This window comes from Roseitalea sp. (assembly GCF_984466335.1).
Genome location: NZ_CFIFWG010000061.1, coordinates 1 through 15,665, shown reverse-complemented (window position 1 = coordinate 15,665; position 15,665 = coordinate 1). Strand labels below are relative to the sequence as shown.

Here is a 15,665-nt window from a genome sequence, read left to right as displayed (position 1 = left end):
CGGCAACGTGAGAGCGGTGGTGGTGACCTTTCCCGGGTCCAACTGCGACTACGACTGCCTGCAGGTGCTGCGCAAGGTGATGGGGGTCGACACCCGCTTCATCTGGCACCGCGAGCACGAGCTGGGCGACCCCGACCTGGTTGTTGTCGACATTCGCGATGTTCGCGAGCGGCAGCGCTCCGGCTTCATCCCCGGCAGCTTTCATGCGCCACGCGGCATGGTCGAGTTCTGGATTGACCCCGAAAGCCCCTATTTCAAGGACATTTTCGGCCAGGACAAGACATTCGTGTTCCATTGCGCGTCCGGCTGGCGCTCGGCGCTGACGGTGGCGACGCTCAAGGATATGGGCTTTGAAGCGGCCCATCTGCGCGAGGGCTTTTCCACCTGGGCCGAACAGGGCGGTCCCCTCAAATTTCCCGAAAAGAGGGGCTGAACAAGCGGCGCAGCTTCACAAAAGCCGCAATCGGCGTGAAACGCTCTGTGCGGCATCGGCGACCAGGCCGCCCAGATACGGCTCGGTCCCCTCGTGCAATTTGTGCGCGGGAATGGAGATGCCGATCGCCGCGACCGCCTCGCCCGCCGGCAGGGTAATCGCGGCACCAAAGCTCAAGCCGCGCTCGCGAAATTCCCCGGTATCGAAGGCGTAGCCGCACTTGCGCGTCCGAGCGACGTCGGCGTCCAGCGCACCCACATCCGTGATGGTTCGGTCGGTGTAGCGCGCCAGGCTGTGTTTGACCGTATCGCGCAGCGTCTCGTAATTGGCCGCCAGAATGGCCTTGCCCGTCGCGACACAGTGAATAGGCGCGCCGCCGCCAATGGGATTCCACGATCGGATCGGGTCGGAACTGTCGATCTTGTCGATATAGATGATCTGAAGATGTTCGGGGACTGCCAGATAGATCACCTCGCCGGTTTCAGCGGCCAGATGGTGCATGACGGGCCGCGCGACTTCGCGCAGGTTGAGGTTTTCGACGCTGGCGCGCCCGATCTGCCACGTCTTCAGGGTGGCCGAATAGGATTTGTCCCGATTGTTCTTGACATAGCCGAGCGCGCACAGCGTCTGCAATAGCCGAAAGGTGTTGGACTTGGTCAGGCCCAGTTCACGGGAAAGCTCCGTGACCCCCTTGCCGCCGCGATGGGCGGTCAGCGTTTCCAGGATCATCAACCCCTTCGACAGGGTGGAATCCAGTTTCGGCGGATCATTCTTCCGCCCATCTGCGATCGCCTCCAAAAAGCGCCCTCCCCCATCTACCCGGCCGTTCCTGCCACAAATGGCGGCGGATCGAAAACCGTCACCGCCGGAACGGGCCCGTCAAACCGTCTCAGTTCCACCAAAGCCGAATGCGCCGCCGGCCCCTGGGCCAGCGACGAGGTGCGCAGATCGTGGGTCAGAACGTTCGGGTTGCCGTGCCGGTCCCGATGGTCCGGCGCATCGAAATCGGGATCGTACCAGGCGCCCGTCCATAAAAAGACGCAGCCTTTGGCGACATCGTCGGTCACCCGCGCGCCGGCCAGGCAGCGGCCGCGCTCGTTGAACAGTTCGACGACATCGCCGTCGGCAATGCCGCGCGCGGCGGCATCGTCCGGATGGATCAGCACCGGCTCCCGGTCCTTGACCTTCAGGCTCCGGCTGTAGGCGCCATTGTCAAGCTGGCTGTGCAGCCGCGTCCCCGGCTGGCCGGAGATCAGGAAGAGCGGATGGGCGTGCCGACTGCCGGCGGCACCATCGCGCGGGGGCAGCCATGTCGCATGGCCGGGACAATCCTCAAGCCCGAACCCGGCGATCGTCTCGCTGAAAATCTCGATCCGGCCGCTCGGCGTCGGCAGCGGGTTGGCCTCCGGGTCGGCGCGAAAATCGGCAAGGAACACCTGTTCGGGCGCCGGGTCCGGCATCTCGATCGGATCGCCGGCGATAAAAGCGTCCCAGTCCGGAAGCGCCACGCCGGCCTCGGCGCCGCGCTTGCGCGTGACCGCCCACATGGCGCGCAGCCAGTCCTGGGCGGACCTGCCTTCGGTGAACGCGTCCGCCGTGCCCAGCCGCCCCGCCAGGGCGGCGAATGTCTCATATTCGGTGCGCGCCTCGCCCGGCGGCGGAACCAGCGCCGGTATGGGGATCAGGCCATTGTCGGACTTGCCGCCGCCGAAATCGAGGCGCTCGCCGGGCGCGGCGACCGGCAGGACGATGTCGGCGTGGCGCGCTGTCGACGTCCAGTTCATCTCATTGACGACGATCGTCTCGGGCCTTTGGAAAGCGGCGCGCAGCCGGTTCAGATCCTGATGGTGGTGGAACGGATTTCCGCCCGCCCACCAGACCATGCGGATGTCCGGGAACGTCCTTTCCATGCCGTCGAACCGGTAGGTGCCGCCGGGATCGAGCAGCATCTCGCTGGTCATGGCGACGGGAATGTAATCGTCGACCGGGTTCTTCCCCTGCGGCAGGCTGCCCCAGCCGAACAGGCGCTGGATATTGCCGATATTGCCGTTGACGCCATAGCCGACCGTGTAGCCGCCCCCGGGCAAGCCGATCTGGCCGAGCATGGCGGCCAGCGTCACCGTCATCCACAGGGGCTGCTCGCCGAAATCGGCGCGTTGCAGGCCCACCGCCATGGCGATCATCGTCCGGCCTGCCGCCATCTGGCGGGCAAGGGCGCGGATGCGGCCGGCGGCCACGCCCGACTTTTGCTCGGCCCAGGCCGCGTCCTTGGCCGTGCCGTCCGTCTCGCCGCCCAGATAGGCGGCGAACCGCTCGAAGCCGACCGTGTAGCGGTCCAGGAACGCCCGGTCGTGGAGCCCCTCGACCATAAGCGTGTGCGCCAGCCCCATCATCACCGCCGTATCGCTGCCCGGTCGCGGCGCCAGCCATTCGGCGTTCAGATCCGGCATGCCGTCGCTGCGCAGCGGGCTGAGATTGACAAACCGCACGCCGGCTTCCGCGCAGGCGCGCAGATTGCCGTAGCCCCGGTGGCGCGCCAGCCCGCCATCGCTGACCTGCATGTTGCGCGGCGCCACCCCGCCGAACATGACCACGAGATCGCTGTGCCTGGCGATCACCGGCCAGCGCGTCACCTGCTCCACCTGGGTGCGATAGTCCATGACGATGTGCGGCATCAGCACGAGCGCGGCCTGATAGCTGTAATTGCCTTCGGACCGCACGAAACCACCGACCGTGTTCAGGAACCGCTTGAGCTGGCTTTGCGCATGGTGGAACCGGCCGGCGCTGGCCCAGCCATAGGACCCGGCGAAGATCGCCCCGTTGCCGTGCGTCTTGCGGACCCGCTCGACCTCTGCGGCCAGCCGGTCGAGCGCCTCGTCCCAGGAAACTTCGACAAAGGCGTCGCGTCCGCGTTCGCCGCGCGGCGTGCCGGGCGTGCCCTCCAGCCAGCCCTTGCGGATCGCCGGGCGCAGGACGCGCGCGCGCCCGTTCAGGCTGCCCGCCACATTGCCGTTGATCGCCGAGCCGTCGGGATCGCCCGGATGCATCTCGACATCGACGATGCGGCCGTCCTTCACCGTGGCGATGCCCGGCCCCCAATGGTTCAGTGTCAGATGCTTTTCCATATGTTTCAGGCTACTTGTCTCGTTATTGGATACAGTTATTCCGTATATTGACACAAAAAATGGCAACTGTCATCGTCGCTTGGAGGTCTGCAAGGAGCATTGCGGTTTGGCAAGAACCGACAGGAAATTCAAAGACACGCTCGTCCAGGCCGGCCGGCCGGACCGGATCGAAGGGCGCCATGTCAACATGCCGGTCGAACTTGGCTCAACCATGGCGTTCGAGACGCTTGCCGCCTTCGAGACGGCGCGCGCGAACCGCCACGCGCCCGGCACGCTCTATTATGGCCGCTACGGCAGCGCGGCCAGCTTCAAGTTGGAAAGCGTGCTTGCCGACCTTGAGGGCGCATCCGTCGTCACGCTGACCTCCTCCGGCGTTGCGGCCATCACATTGGCCTTGCTGGCGCTTACGGCGCCCGGCGCACATTTGCTGGTCGCCGACAATGTCTACGGCAACACGCGCACCTTCTGCGACGGCGTGCTGACAAGGCAGAAGGTCGAGATCGAATATTTCGACCCGATGATCGGCGCCGAAGTGGCGTCATTGTTCCGGCCGAACACGGCGGCGCTCATGTTCGAGGCGCCCGGTTCGGGCACGTTCGAGGTGTGCGACGCGCCGGCCATCGCCGCCGCCTGCCGCGCCCATGGCGTGGCGAGCGTCTTCGACGGCACCTGGGCGACGCCCGTCTTCTGCCGTCCGCTGGTGCTGGGCGTGGACGTTCTGGTCTATTCGGCGTCCAAATATGTCGGCGGCCATTCGGACTGCATGCTGGGCGTCATCGCCTGTTCGGACGATGATCTGGCGATGCGTATCCGAAAACACGTCATGGCGGTCGGCGACAAGACCGGTGGACAGGAGGTGATGCTCGCCCTGCGGGGCCTGCGCACGCTCGATCTGCGCATGAAGGCGATCGATGCCGCCGGGCGGGAGGTCGCCGGCTGGCTGGCCGGGCAGCCGCAGGTCAGCCAGGTGCTGCACCCGGCCTTCGCAAGCTGCCCCGGGCACGCGTTCTGGAAGCGCGACTATTCGGGCGCGGCGGGGCTGTTCGGCATCCTCTTCCACCCCTGCCCCGACGCGGATGTGCGCGCCTTTGTCGACGCGCTGCACCATTTCGGCATCGGCGTGAGTTGGGGCGGCTACGAGAGCCTCGTCCTGCCGGTCAAGCCCGTGCGCACGGCGCGCTCCTGGGACGCGCCGGGCCAACTGGTGCGCTTCAATATCGGCCTCGAAGACACGCAGAGCCTGATCGACGACCTCGCCGCGGCGCTGCCGCTGCTCAACACCGGACCGGAGACATAGAATGCGCAACCGGATCGATCATTTCGCCATCGGCGCGGCCAGCCTGGATCAGGGCGTGACCGCCATGCGGAACGCGCTCGGCGTCGAGGTGCCGCGCGGCTCGAAGCACGATGCGATGAGCACCCACAATTGCGTGATGCAGGCCGGCGATGACAGCTTCTTCGAGCTGATCGCCATCGATCCCGACGCGCCCGATCCGGGCCGCCCGCGCTGGTTCACGCTCGACGATCCGGGAACCCAGGCGCGTCTTGCAGAGCACCCGCGGGCCCTTTGCTGGGTGGTCAACACGAACGACCTCGATGCCGTGATCGCGGCCAGCCCGATCGATCTGGGCGAGGTGGTCGACTTCCGGCGCGGCGAGCGCACATGGCGGCTGACCGTGCCGCGCGACGGATCGCTCCCCGAGGGCGGGCTGGTCCCCGCCTTCATCGAATGGTCGCCGGGACCGCATCCCTCGACCGGCCAACAGGACCTTGGCGTGCGGCTGAAGACCGTGACCTTGACCCATCCGGACCCGGACCGTCTGCGCGCCATGTTCGAGGCGCTTCAGGTCGCGCACCTGGCGACGATCGAGAGGGGTGAGCGCGCCCTGGCGTTCACGCTGGACACGCCGAACGGAACGGTCGTTCTCGACTAGCGCTATCCGTCAGCGGCGGCCGACCTTCATGCGGTTCTTGAGGTACTCGCCATACTGGCCGAGCGAGAAGATGAACACCCAGTAGATCAGGCCCACGAACGCGTAGACTTCCAGATAGTAGGGCACCCATTCGCCGGAGCCGAAAGCGGCGCCAGCCGAGGCCAGCATCTCGAAAAAGCCGATGATGATGACGATCGCCGTCTCCTTGAAGGTGAGCACGACCATGTTGATCGTCGCCGGCAGGGAATGGCGGAACACCTGCGGCATGATGATGTCGAACAGGATCGTGAACCGGCTGAGGCCAAGCGCCCTGCCCGCCTCCCACTGGCCCTTCGGGATGGCCTGAAACCCGCCCCGGAACACTTCGGCCTGATAGCAGGCGAAAAACAGCGCGAAGGCCAGGATCACGCGCCAGATCTTGTCGCCCTGAAGCCATTCCGGCAGCAGGATCGGAAGGATGACGGCGGCGGTGAACAGCGTCGTCAGGAGCGGCAGTGACCGGACGAAATCGATGATCAGCACCGCCGTCAGCCGCACCACCGGCATGGACGAGCGCCGCATCAGCGCCAGCCCCAGCCCCATCGGCATGCCGAGCAGGACCACCGACGAGAACAGGAACAGGGTCAGGGACAGCCCGCCCCACTGATCGGTCGTCACCTGCGGCAGGCCGATCAGGCTGCCCTCCATCAGAAGGTAATAGGCAGCGAACCCGACGACCCACAGCGTGATAAGCCGGCGCGCGGTCCAGAAGGCCGGCATGCATGACAAAACGACGGTGGCGATGATCGAAACGCAGGCGGCCGTCGAGCGCCAATGCTGCTCGAACGGATAAAGGCCGAACAGGATCAGCCGGTGGCGGGCATCGATCACCGACCAGCACGCCCCCGCCCCGTCGACCCTGCACCGATCGACCGCTTCTGCCGTCCAGACCGCGCGCACGAACGCCCAGTCGACAATGAGCCAGAGCATATAGAGCAGGAGCGCGAACACGATGACCGAGATCACCGCGTCCGCCGGCGTCGCGAACGCCCGGCGTTGCAACATATGCGTCAAGCGGCTCCAGCGGCCAGGCGCCTTGACCGTATCGAGCGGACGATCGGGGGCGCTGACCACGGCCATGTCAGTGCGCCTTCAACTGCATGCGGCGGTTGATCAGATCGACCAGTTGCGCCAGCGCGAAATTGATCAGCACGAACGCGCCCATCAGTATGGCGATCAGTTCCAGCGTCTGCCCGGTCTGGGTCAGCGAGGTCGACACGATCATGAACAGATCGCTGAACCCGATCGCCACGCCGATCGTGGTCGCCTTCATCACGAAGATCCACTGATTGCCCAGTGGCGGCACGATGCTGCGCAGAGCCATGGGCAGCTTGATCCGGCTCCAGATCGTCCTGTTGCGGAGCCCGAGCGCATGGCCGGCTTCGACCAGACCCCTTGGTACCTCCGCCAGCCCGCCGCGCACCACTTCGGCGATATAGGCCGAACTGTAGAGCACGATGGCGACGATCATGGCGACCAGCTCGATGGTCATCTGCATGCCGCCCTCAAACCGCAACCCCTTGAGCGCGGGGACCGAGACGACCGGTTCGCCCTCGGGCACGAACACGAGGACGGACGCCGTTATCGCCAGCGCCGTGCCGGCCGCCCAGACGCCCAGCGCCCGCACGGCCGGCATGCGGGCGAACAGGAGGACGACGCCCAGCGCGATCGATCCGAGCAGCACGATCAGCGCCATCTGGCCGGATATGTTGAGGGAGGGCAGCATCAGCCCGCGATTGGAAAAGAAGACGGCATCGCCGAGCGAATAGGCTTGTCTCTGACCGGGCAGATGGATGAACACCGCATACCAGAACACCAGTTGCAGGATCAGCGGCAAATTGCGGAAAAGCTGCACATAGACGCTGGCGATGGTCTGGAGCGCCAGATTGGAGGAATCGCGAATGCTGCCGACGATGAAGCCGAAAATGGTCGACAGGACAATGCACAAGGTGCCCAGGAACAGCGTGTTGACGAAACCGATCGTCAGCGTGCGCAGATAGGTGTCGTCGACCGAGCGCGGCAACAGCGAAAAGGAATAGCTCCAGCCGGTGGCGCGTTCGAGGAACGCATATCCGCCGGTGATGCCCAGCGCGTTCAAATTGGTCTGTGCCGTCGTGTAGGTGCTCCAGACGGTCATTGCGATGGCCATGACGATCAGCGCCTGGATCAGCAACCGCCGGGCCTGTGCCGGCCTGCGGGATCGCGCTCTTGCAGCAACCATCGGCGCCACCGGGTCTGGAGTTGAGAAGACGGGCCCGGCGCCAAAAGGGGCGCCGGGCAAGGCCGATCAGTCGATGATGGGCGTGTACAGGACGCCGCCGTCCTTCCACAGCGCGTTCAGGCCGCGCGGGAGCTTGTAGGGCGAATCCTTGCCCAGATTGCGGTCGTACATCTGGCCGAAATTGCCGATCTCGGCGATCACTTCGCGCGCCCAGGTGTCGCGCAGGCCGAGCCTTTCGCCCATGCCGGGGTCCGAGCCGAGCAGCCGCGCGACGGTGGTGGAGGGCGGATCGGCGGCGATCTCGTCGACATTCTCGCTGGTGATGCCCAGCTCCTCGGCCTTGATCAGCGCCGCGATCAGATAGTTGACCAGATCGACGAAGTCCTCGTCGCCCTGGCGCATGGCAACCGAGATCGGGTCGGTGGAGAGCTGATCAGACAGGATCACATGGGCCCCGGAATCGTCGACCTCGGTGGCGCGGATCACTGCCAGGTTCGGGCCCCAGCCGGCGAACGCGTCGCAGCGCTTGGCCAGATAGGCCGCCCGCAATTCCGCGCCCTTCTCGTAGGACACCATGGTGTGCTCGATATTGTTCGAACTGAGGAAGTCGCCGGCGATGCGCTCGATGGTGGTGCCGGCCTCGACGCAGATCGTGCCGCCATCGAGTTCGGCAGCCTCGGTCACGCCCAGTTCGGCATGGGCCATGAACTGGGCGGCGCCCAGAAAGTAGGGGATCGAGAACTGAAGGCCCAGTTCCGTGTCGCGGCCCATCGTCCAGGTCGTCGCCTTGATGATCAGGTCGACATCGCCCGACTGGAGCGCCGGGAAGCGCTGCGCCCAGCTCAGCGGGACGATCTGCGCCTTGTTCGGATCGCCCAGGATCGCGGTGGCAAGACCCCGGCACATGTCGATGTCCAGCCCCTTCCACTCGTTGCGGTCATTGACTTCGACGAAGCCGAAGAAGCTGCCATTGTGGCCGGTGCACAACAGCGTGCCCCGGTCGATGATCTTCTGCGTCGTCGGCGCCGGATCGGCCGCTGCGGCCATGACGGGGACCGACGCGGCTAGAGTGGCAATGGCGAATTTTCCAAGGGTTTTGAGCATCGCGTTCTCCCAATAAGCGTGCTGATATACAGCATATATGTTCCAGTATTGAGAATGGGCGCGTTTTGCTGCTAATGTCAATAGAACGGCGCGGATGGATGCGTTCGCCCTGACCGCTAAAGAACGGAGTGAGGGATTTGCACAGCGCATCGACGCACGCGCCGGCCATGGCCCGCCTTTGGCGGCACGCACAAGCGCGCCCGGACGCGCTCGCCGTGCGCGACGGACGCCTGTCGTTGGGCTACCGGGACCTTTGTGCCGAGATCGACGCGCTTGCCGCGCTGTTGCGCGATCACGGCATCGGCCCGGCGAGCCGCGTCCTGTTCCTGCCCGATGTGTGCGCCGAATCCGTCATCGCCTATTGGGCGTTGCGGGCGCTCGGCGCGGTGGTGATCGTCGGCGATCCCGGCAGTCCTACGCACGAGCGCGCGCATTATGTGGCGCGCACCGGTGCGACCCACGCGCTCGTCGGCTGCCGCGCGGCGGAGGCACCGCCGCCGCCGACCTTCTGCTTCCGGCTCGCGCCCGACAGCGCCGGGGTGCGCGCGTGGATGCCCGATCATGGCGAACCGCCGGCGGCACGAGCGACGACCGATACCGGGGACGGCGGGCCTGCCGTCATCTTGTTCAGTTCCGGCACGACCGGCCAACCCAAGGCCATCGTCCACACCGCGACGACGGTCGACGCGCTGCATCGGACCTTGCTGGACACATGGCGGCTTTGCCCCGACGACCGCGTGCTGGGCGCCCTGCCCTTCCACACGATCTACGGCCTTTTGTTCAGCGCCGGCTCCGCCCTTCATGCCGGTTCGGGGCTCGTCCTGCTCGAACGGTTCCGCCCGCGCGATGCGCTGGCCGCGATCGAGACGCACAAGATCACGACGGCGGCGCTCGTGCCGGCCATGGCGCTGATGATCCTCAATGTGGAAGACCGGGATGCGTTCGACCTTTCCTCGCTGCGCGCGCTCTACACGGCATCCGCGCCGATCAGCGACCATGACATCGCCCGGTTCAAGATTTTCACCGGCGCGGAGGTCATCTCCAACTACGGGTTGACGGAAATTCCGGGCGCGGCGGTCGAGCGCGCGGACGCGCCGCACCATGCGGGCTCGGTGGGCCAACTGTCCCCCGGCTTCGAGGCGGTGGCGCGCGATGCGCATGGCAGGCCAATGCCCCCCGGCGAAACCGGCGAGATCACGCTGCGCGGGCCGACGCTGATGGCGGGCTACCTCGACGATGAAGCGCAGACCGCGCAACGGGTGCGCGCCGGCTGGCTCCACACCCAGGATATCGGCCATGTGGATGCCGAGGGGCGCATCTTCCTTTCCGGCCGCATGTCCGACATGATCATTCGCGGCGGGCTGAACATCTCGCCCCTGGAGATCGAGGCGGTGCTGTCGACCCATGACGCGGTGCTCGAAGCCGCCGTGGTCGGCAGGCCCGATCCGCTGCTCGGCGAGATCGTCGTCGCCTGCATCGTCCTTGCCCCGGCGGCAAACCGGACAACCGTTTCCGCCGAACTGACGGCCCATTGCCGGCGCTCCCTGTCTGCACCCAAGGTGCCCGCCGCGTTCCACACATTCGATGCGCTGCCGCGCAATGCCGGCGGCAAGGTGCTGCGCAAGCAATTGGCGCGGCAGGTCGAGGACCGGCCGGCCAACGACCAAACCATCGATCACGGACGGGCGCGCGCCGAATGACCGACGCAACGATCAAGACCAGCAGCCCCCGGGCCGGCGTCGCGCTGATCATCATCGACCGGCCGGACAAGCGCAATGCGCTGACGCCGGACATGATCGCCGCCCTGCACGAGGCCTTCGACCGCGCCGACGCCGACAAGGCCACCCGCGTCATCGTCTTGACCGGCGCCGGCGACATCGCGTTCTGCGCCGGCCACGACATCAAGACGATCGCGCCGGGCGATCTGGGCCACCTCTATGAAGAAGCGCATATGCGCGTGTTCCTGCGCCCGCGCGACACGATGAAGCCGGTGATCGCCGCGATCAACGGGTCGGCCTATGCGGGCGGCTTCTGCCTGGCGATCGCCAGCGACATCCGCCTGGCGACGCCCGAGGCGACGTTCGCGGTGCCGGGGCCGAGGCTCGGCATCGTTCCGATCGCGGGGCAGTCCTCGCGCCTGCCGCATCTGCTGCCGGCGGCGATCGTCAACGAGATGGTCATGACAGGCACGCCGCTGACCAGCGCCCGCGCGCACCATTTCGGCCTCGTCAATGAAATTGTCGCAAGCAATGCGCTGGTCGACCGCGCGCTGGCCATGGCGGAGGCGATGACGATATTGTCACCCCTTTCCCTGCGATCCTACAAACGCATCGCGCAGACGACGCTCTATCGCAGCGTGTGCGAAGCCGACGCGATGGAATATTGGCTGGCGATGGCGGCGGGGCAAGGCGACGACGTGCGCGAGGGGCTTGCCGCCTTCGCCGAGCGCCGCGAGCCGCGCTTCGCCGATCCCGAGGGGGATGCGTCGTGAGCCTTCTGACGCCCGAAATCATGGCCTGGGTCGGCCGTACGATCACATTTGCAAGCGATCCGATATCGATCAGCGAAGCCCGGCGCTTCATCGCCGCCTCGGGCGACGACAATCCCCTTTATGCGATCGAGCAGGAGGCGGGCGATGACACGGCCGCCCCCGTTCCGCCCATGCTCTATTACGGCGCGACGCGCCCTCTCGTGCCCGCTTCGGCCATGGCCGAGGACGGCACCGTGCACGAGCACCGACCGATGGTCGGCACCGGCCAGACCATGGGCGGCAGCATGGAGATGGAATGGCTGCGCCCTGTGCAGACCGGCGACCGGCTGAGCGGGGTGCGCACGCTCAAATCGCTCACCGAAAAGCAGGGCAAGACCCGCCGGTTCGTCATCGCCGAATGGGAAACCGAATATCGCGACCAAGCCGGCAGGCTCGCAGTGCGGGAACGCTATGAACAGCTACTCTTCTGAACGCGCGCTGCCGATCGACGCCGCCGGGCCGGGCGATGCGCTTGCACCGCTGATCAAGCGTCCGACCAGGGTTGATGTGGTGCTGTTCTGCGCGGCCATCCGCAACTATCACCGCTACCATTACGACCAGGCCTACACCCGGAGCCAGGGGCTCGACGGCATCATCGTTCCGGGCTTCCTGATGGGCAACTGGTGCATCGAGGCCGCCTCGCGCGGCTTTGACGCGCCCGTCCACATCCGCCGGCTGCGCTTCAGGAACATGGCCGTCGCCCCGGTTGGAGGCAGCTACAGGGTTGAAGGGCGCGTGGTCTCGATCGAAGCGGATGAGGCCGGAAGTCGCCTCGTGCACTGTCGTTTTGAGGTCATGGACGATGACGATCGGGTCATGACGACAGGAGCCGTTCACCTTATGTCGGCGGCCGGTCGCGCCGCATGAACGCCTCGATCGCGGCGATCCGCTCATCCGTCAGGCGCAGGCCCAGCTTGGAGCGCCGCCACACCACGTCCTCGGCGGTGACGGCATGTTCGGCGTCCATCAGCCAGCGCAGTTCGGCCTCGGTCAGGGTCGCGCCGAAATCGGCGCCCAGGTCGGAGGCCGCGTCCGCCTCGCCCAGAATGGTTGCGGCCTCGGTCCCGTAGGCGCGGACAAGGCGCCTCGCCCAGCGCGCATCGAGGAACCGATAGCGCGCGCGCAGATCGTCCACCAGCGCCTCGAACCCGTCCACCGGGAAGTCCCCGCCGGGCAGCGGCGCGCCCATCGGGGGCAGCAGCGGCTCCAGCTTTGTCAGCGCGCTTTCGGCAAGACGCCGGTAGGTGGTGATCTTGCCGCCGAACACGTTGAGAAGCGGCGCCCCGTCGCCGTCGAGCGACAGGACGTAATCGCGCGTCGCCGCGGTGGCCGACGCCGCGCCGTCATCATAGAGCGGCCGAACGCCCGAATAGGTCCAGACCACATCGTCGACTGTCACCGGCGTATCGAAATAGCGCGAGGCGAAGGCCAGCAGATAGTCGCGTTCGGCCGGCGTACACCCGGCATCGGCCGGCGCGCCGTCATGCTCCTGATCGGTGGTGCCGATCAGCGTGAAGTCCGTCTCGTATGGGATGGCGAAGATGATCCGGCCATCGCCGCCCTGAAAGAAATAGCACTTGTCATGGTCATAGAGCCGCCGCGTGACGATGTGGCTGCCGCGCACGAGCCGCACGCCCTCCGAGCCGTTCATGCGCACCGTGTTGCGCACGATGTCCGTGACCCAGGGGCCGCCCGCATTAACCAGGGCGCGGGCGCGCATCGTGTCGTCCTTGCCGGTCCGTTCGTTGCGCACGGCGACGGACCAGAACGCCCCGTCACGCTGGGCCGAGACGACCCGCGCGCGGGTCATGATGCGCGCGCCCAGCCGCTCGGCGTCGCGGGCGTTCAGGACCACGAGCCGGCAATCGTCGACCCAGCAGTCCGAATATTCGAACGCCCTGGCGAACGCATCCTTGAGGGGCGCGCCGGCCGGATCGCTTCGCAGATCGAGCGAGGCGGTGCCGGGCAGGAGCCTGCGTCCGCCCATATGGTCGTACAGGAAAAGGCCCAGGCGGATCAGCCAGGCCGGGCGGCGCCCCCGCATCCACGGCATCGTCAAGGACAGCAGCCGCGCGGTCGGCGTGTCGCCCTCAAAGCGCATGTCGCGGTGATAGGGCAGCACGAACCGCATCGGCCAGGCGATGTGCGGCATGGCGCAAAGCAGCCTCTCGCGCTCGATCAACGCCTCGCGCACCAGGCGGAACTCGAAATATTCAAGATATCGCAACCCGCCGTGGAACAGCTTGGTCGACGCCGACGATGTCGCCGATGCCAGATCGTTCATCTCGGCCAGCGCGACGGTCAGGCCCCGACCGGCCGCATCGCGCGCGATGCCGCAGCCATTGATGCCGCCGCCGATCACGAACAGGTCGACGGCCGCATCGTCCTGCGCGCCCTGCTTCATGGGCCGCCTGTCTGCGGTGGGCGCACAGCGCGCCTACACCCGCCCCGACGGCACAGGTCACACGCCGCCAAGACAGACATATTTCATCTCCAGATAATCGTCAGCGCCATATTTGGAGCCCTCGCGGCCAAGCCCCGACTGCTTGACACCGCCGAACGGCGCGCCTTCATTGGAAATGATGCCGGTGTTGACGCCGACCATGCCGTATTCGAGCGCCTCGGCCACACGCCACACACGCGACAGGTCGCGCGCGTAGAAATAGGCGGCAAGGCCGAATTCGGTCGCATTGGCCTGCTCGATCACGTCCTCGACCGTGTCGAACCGGAACAGCGGCGCCACCGGCCCGAAGGTTTCCTCGCGGGCAACCTTCATCTCACGCGTGACATTGCGCAGAACGGTCGGCTCGTAGAACAGCGCGCCGGCGTTCGACAAGCTGCCGCCGGCGACCAGTTCGGCGCCTTTCGACAAAGCATCGGCGACATGGTCTTCCACCTTGGCGAGCCCCGCCTCGTCGATCAGCGGCCCCATGTCGACACCGGCCTCGAACCCGTCGCCGGCCTTGAGCGCCTTGACCTGGGTCGCGAACCTGTCGGCGAACGCGTCATAGACGCCGTCCTGCACATAGATGCGGTTGGCGCAGACGCAGGTCTGGCCCGCATTGCGGTATTTCGACATGATCGCGCCTTTTGCGGCGGCATCGAGATCGGCATCGTCGAACACGATGAACGGCGCGTTGCCGCCCAGTTCAAGGCTCAGCTTGAGCACCTGATCGGCGCCCTGCCGCATCAGGATCCGGCCCACCTCGGTCGAGCCGGTGAAGCTGAGCTTGCGCAATTTGGGGTTGGCACACATTTGCTTGCCGATCGCCGGCCCGTCCGTTCCCGCGATCACGTTGAACAGGCCCGCGGGCAGGCCGGCGCGTTCGCACAAAACCGCGATCGCGATCGCCGACAGTGGCGTCTGCTCGGCGGGCTTGGCGACAACCGCGCAGCCGACCCCCAGCGCCGGCGCCATCTTGCGCGCCAGCATGGCGTTGGGGAAGTTCCACGGCGTGATCATGCCGACGACACCGACCGGCTGCCTGAGAACGAGCACGCGCTTGTCGGCCTGCTGGCCGGGCAGAACGTCGCCGTCGATCCGCTTGGCTTGCTCGGCGAACCATTCAAGGTAGGCCGCGCCATAGCGCACTTCGCCAGCGGCCTCGCCCACCGGCTTGCCCATTTCCGAGGTCAGGATGATCGCCAGATCGTCGACATGGGCGATCATCAGATCGTTGAGCGCGCGCAGCATGGCCGACCGCTCCTTGGCGGTCCTGGCGGCCCAAGCCTTCTGGGCCTCATAGGCCGCATCGATCGCCCGCGCCGTCTCGGCAGCGCCCATGTCCGGCAGGGTCGCGATCGTCTCGCCATTGGCCGGATTGGTGACATCAAACCTCTTGCCGCTGTCGGATGCGTTGATCCATTCGCCGTTCACATAGCCGGCCGCCGGCAGCAGGCCGGGGTCCGAGAGCTTGTCCACAAGTGTCTGAGAAACGGCCATTACTACCTCCTTTGAACGGCGTCGAAGCCGCCGCGAAGCGCCCCGCCCCGTCAGGCCGGCGCCTGCCACGTCCCCCAACGCGCGACTTGCTCTAGGTCCTGGCAGCACATGGATCAAGCCCGGTCACGCCCTCTTACCCATGCAAGGATGAGGCCGCCAAGCATGTTCGCGATCAGGCGGGCGCCTGGGCGGCGCTGAAGCGCACCTCGACGCGCGTGCCGCGATCGCCGATCCCCTCGGCGATCCGCACCGTGCCGCCGAACAGGGCGGCGATCTCCTTGACGATCGGCAGGCCGAGCCCGTTGATGCGGCCCGTGCGCGGCGCGCGCGCATAAT

General features: G+C 66.5%; 15 protein-coding genes. 7 read left to right on the top strand and 8 right to left on the bottom strand.

Going from position 1 to position 15,665, the window contains the following annotated elements:
- Positions 1-79 precede the first annotated feature (79 nt).
- Positions 80-433 carry a rhodanese-like domain-containing protein gene (locus tag AC5E6L_RS07575; RefSeq protein WP_491772365.1) on the top strand — a complete coding sequence of 118 codons (354 nt, stop codon included), beginning with the start codon at positions 80-82 and terminating at the stop codon, positions 431-433.
- A 15-nt stretch (positions 434-448) separates the two neighbouring features.
- Here the strand turns inward: AC5E6L_RS07575 and AC5E6L_RS07570 are convergent, their stop codons facing one another.
- Positions 449-1,231, bottom strand: coding sequence for an IclR family transcriptional regulator (locus AC5E6L_RS07570; protein WP_491229185.1), 783 nt, complete (start codon positions 1,229-1,231; stop codon positions 449-451).
- 17 nt (positions 1,232-1,248) lie between these two features.
- Positions 1,249-3,558, bottom strand: coding sequence for a molybdopterin-dependent oxidoreductase (locus tag AC5E6L_RS07565; protein WP_491772361.1), 2,310 nt, complete (start codon positions 3,556-3,558; stop codon positions 1,249-1,251).
- A gap of 106 nt (positions 3,559-3,664) precedes the next feature.
- Between AC5E6L_RS07565 and metC the strand changes: the two genes are divergently transcribed.
- Together metC and AC5E6L_RS07555 are read left to right on the top strand one after the other, a co-directional pair.
- On the top strand, positions 3,665-4,855 hold the full coding sequence (metC, locus tag AC5E6L_RS07560; RefSeq protein WP_491772359.1) for a cystathionine beta-lyase: 1,191 nt from the start codon (positions 3,665-3,667) through the stop codon (positions 4,853-4,855).
- A 1-nt stretch (position 4,856) separates the two neighbouring features.
- Positions 4,857-5,492: a VOC family protein gene (locus AC5E6L_RS07555; protein ID WP_491772357.1), complete on the top strand. Its 636-nt coding sequence runs from the start codon at positions 4,857-4,859 to the stop codon at positions 5,490-5,492.
- Positions 5,493-5,501: 9 nt separating this feature from the next.
- Here AC5E6L_RS07555 and AC5E6L_RS07550 read toward each other — a convergent pair whose 3' ends face one another.
- The 3 genes from AC5E6L_RS07550 to AC5E6L_RS07540 all read right to left on the bottom strand — a co-directional run bounded on the left by AC5E6L_RS07550 (position 5,502) and on the right by AC5E6L_RS07540 (position 8,856).
- Complete coding sequence (locus AC5E6L_RS07550; protein ID WP_491229991.1) at positions 5,502-6,611, bottom strand: amino acid ABC transporter permease; 1,110 nt, start codon at positions 6,609-6,611, stop codon at positions 5,502-5,504.
- 1 nt (position 6,612) lies between these two features.
- A complete protein-coding gene (locus AC5E6L_RS07545; protein ID WP_491229990.1) occupies positions 6,613-7,704 on the bottom strand; it encodes an ABC transporter permease subunit in 1,092 nt (363 codons plus the stop codon).
- 114 nt (positions 7,705-7,818) lie between these two features.
- Positions 7,819-8,856, bottom strand: a complete 1,038-nt coding sequence (locus AC5E6L_RS07540; protein ID WP_491229989.1) for a transporter substrate-binding domain-containing protein — start codon at positions 8,854-8,856, stop codon at positions 7,819-7,821.
- A gap of 167 nt (positions 8,857-9,023) precedes the next feature.
- Between AC5E6L_RS07540 and AC5E6L_RS07535 the strand changes: the two genes are divergently transcribed.
- From AC5E6L_RS07535 to AC5E6L_RS07520, 4 genes are read left to right on the top strand one after another with little or no spacing between them, the layout of a single operon-like run.
- Positions 9,024-10,556, top strand: coding sequence for a class I adenylate-forming enzyme family protein (locus AC5E6L_RS07535; protein ID WP_491772354.1), 1,533 nt, complete (start codon positions 9,024-9,026; stop codon positions 10,554-10,556).
- Entirely contained in the window at positions 10,553-11,347 is a 795-nt protein-coding gene (locus tag AC5E6L_RS07530; RefSeq protein WP_491772352.1) for an enoyl-CoA hydratase/isomerase family protein, read from the top strand. The genes AC5E6L_RS07535 and AC5E6L_RS07530 overlap by 4 nt, the downstream gene beginning before the upstream one ends.
- Positions 11,344-11,817: a MaoC family dehydratase gene (locus AC5E6L_RS07525; protein ID WP_491772350.1), complete on the top strand. Its 474-nt coding sequence runs from the start codon at positions 11,344-11,346 to the stop codon at positions 11,815-11,817. Before AC5E6L_RS07530 ends, AC5E6L_RS07525 begins: the two co-directional genes overlap by 4 nt.
- Positions 11,798-12,253 carry a hotdog family protein gene (locus AC5E6L_RS07520; RefSeq protein ID WP_491772348.1) on the top strand — a complete coding sequence of 152 codons (456 nt, stop codon included), beginning with the start codon at positions 11,798-11,800 and terminating at the stop codon, positions 12,251-12,253. Before AC5E6L_RS07525 ends, AC5E6L_RS07520 begins: the two co-directional genes overlap by 20 nt.
- Here the strand turns inward: AC5E6L_RS07520 and glpD are convergent.
- From glpD to AC5E6L_RS07505, 3 genes are all read right to left on the bottom strand, one after another.
- Positions 12,225-13,790 carry a glycerol-3-phosphate dehydrogenase gene (gene glpD / locus AC5E6L_RS07515; RefSeq protein WP_491772346.1) on the bottom strand — a complete coding sequence of 522 codons (1,566 nt, stop codon included), beginning with the start codon at positions 13,788-13,790 and terminating at the stop codon, positions 12,225-12,227. The genes AC5E6L_RS07520 and glpD overlap by 29 nt on opposite strands.
- A 57-nt stretch (positions 13,791-13,847) precedes the next feature.
- The gene (locus AC5E6L_RS07510; protein ID WP_491230163.1) at positions 13,848-15,329 is read right to left on the bottom strand and encodes an NAD-dependent succinate-semialdehyde dehydrogenase; all 1,482 of its coding nucleotides are present in this window, start codon (positions 15,327-15,329) and stop codon (positions 13,848-13,850) included.
- 172 nt (positions 15,330-15,501) lie between these two features.
- On the bottom strand, positions 15,502-15,636 hold the full coding sequence (locus AC5E6L_RS07505) for a hypothetical protein (protein ID WP_491772363.1): 135 nt from the start codon (positions 15,634-15,636) through the stop codon (positions 15,502-15,504).
- Positions 15,637-15,665: the final 29 nt, after the last annotated feature.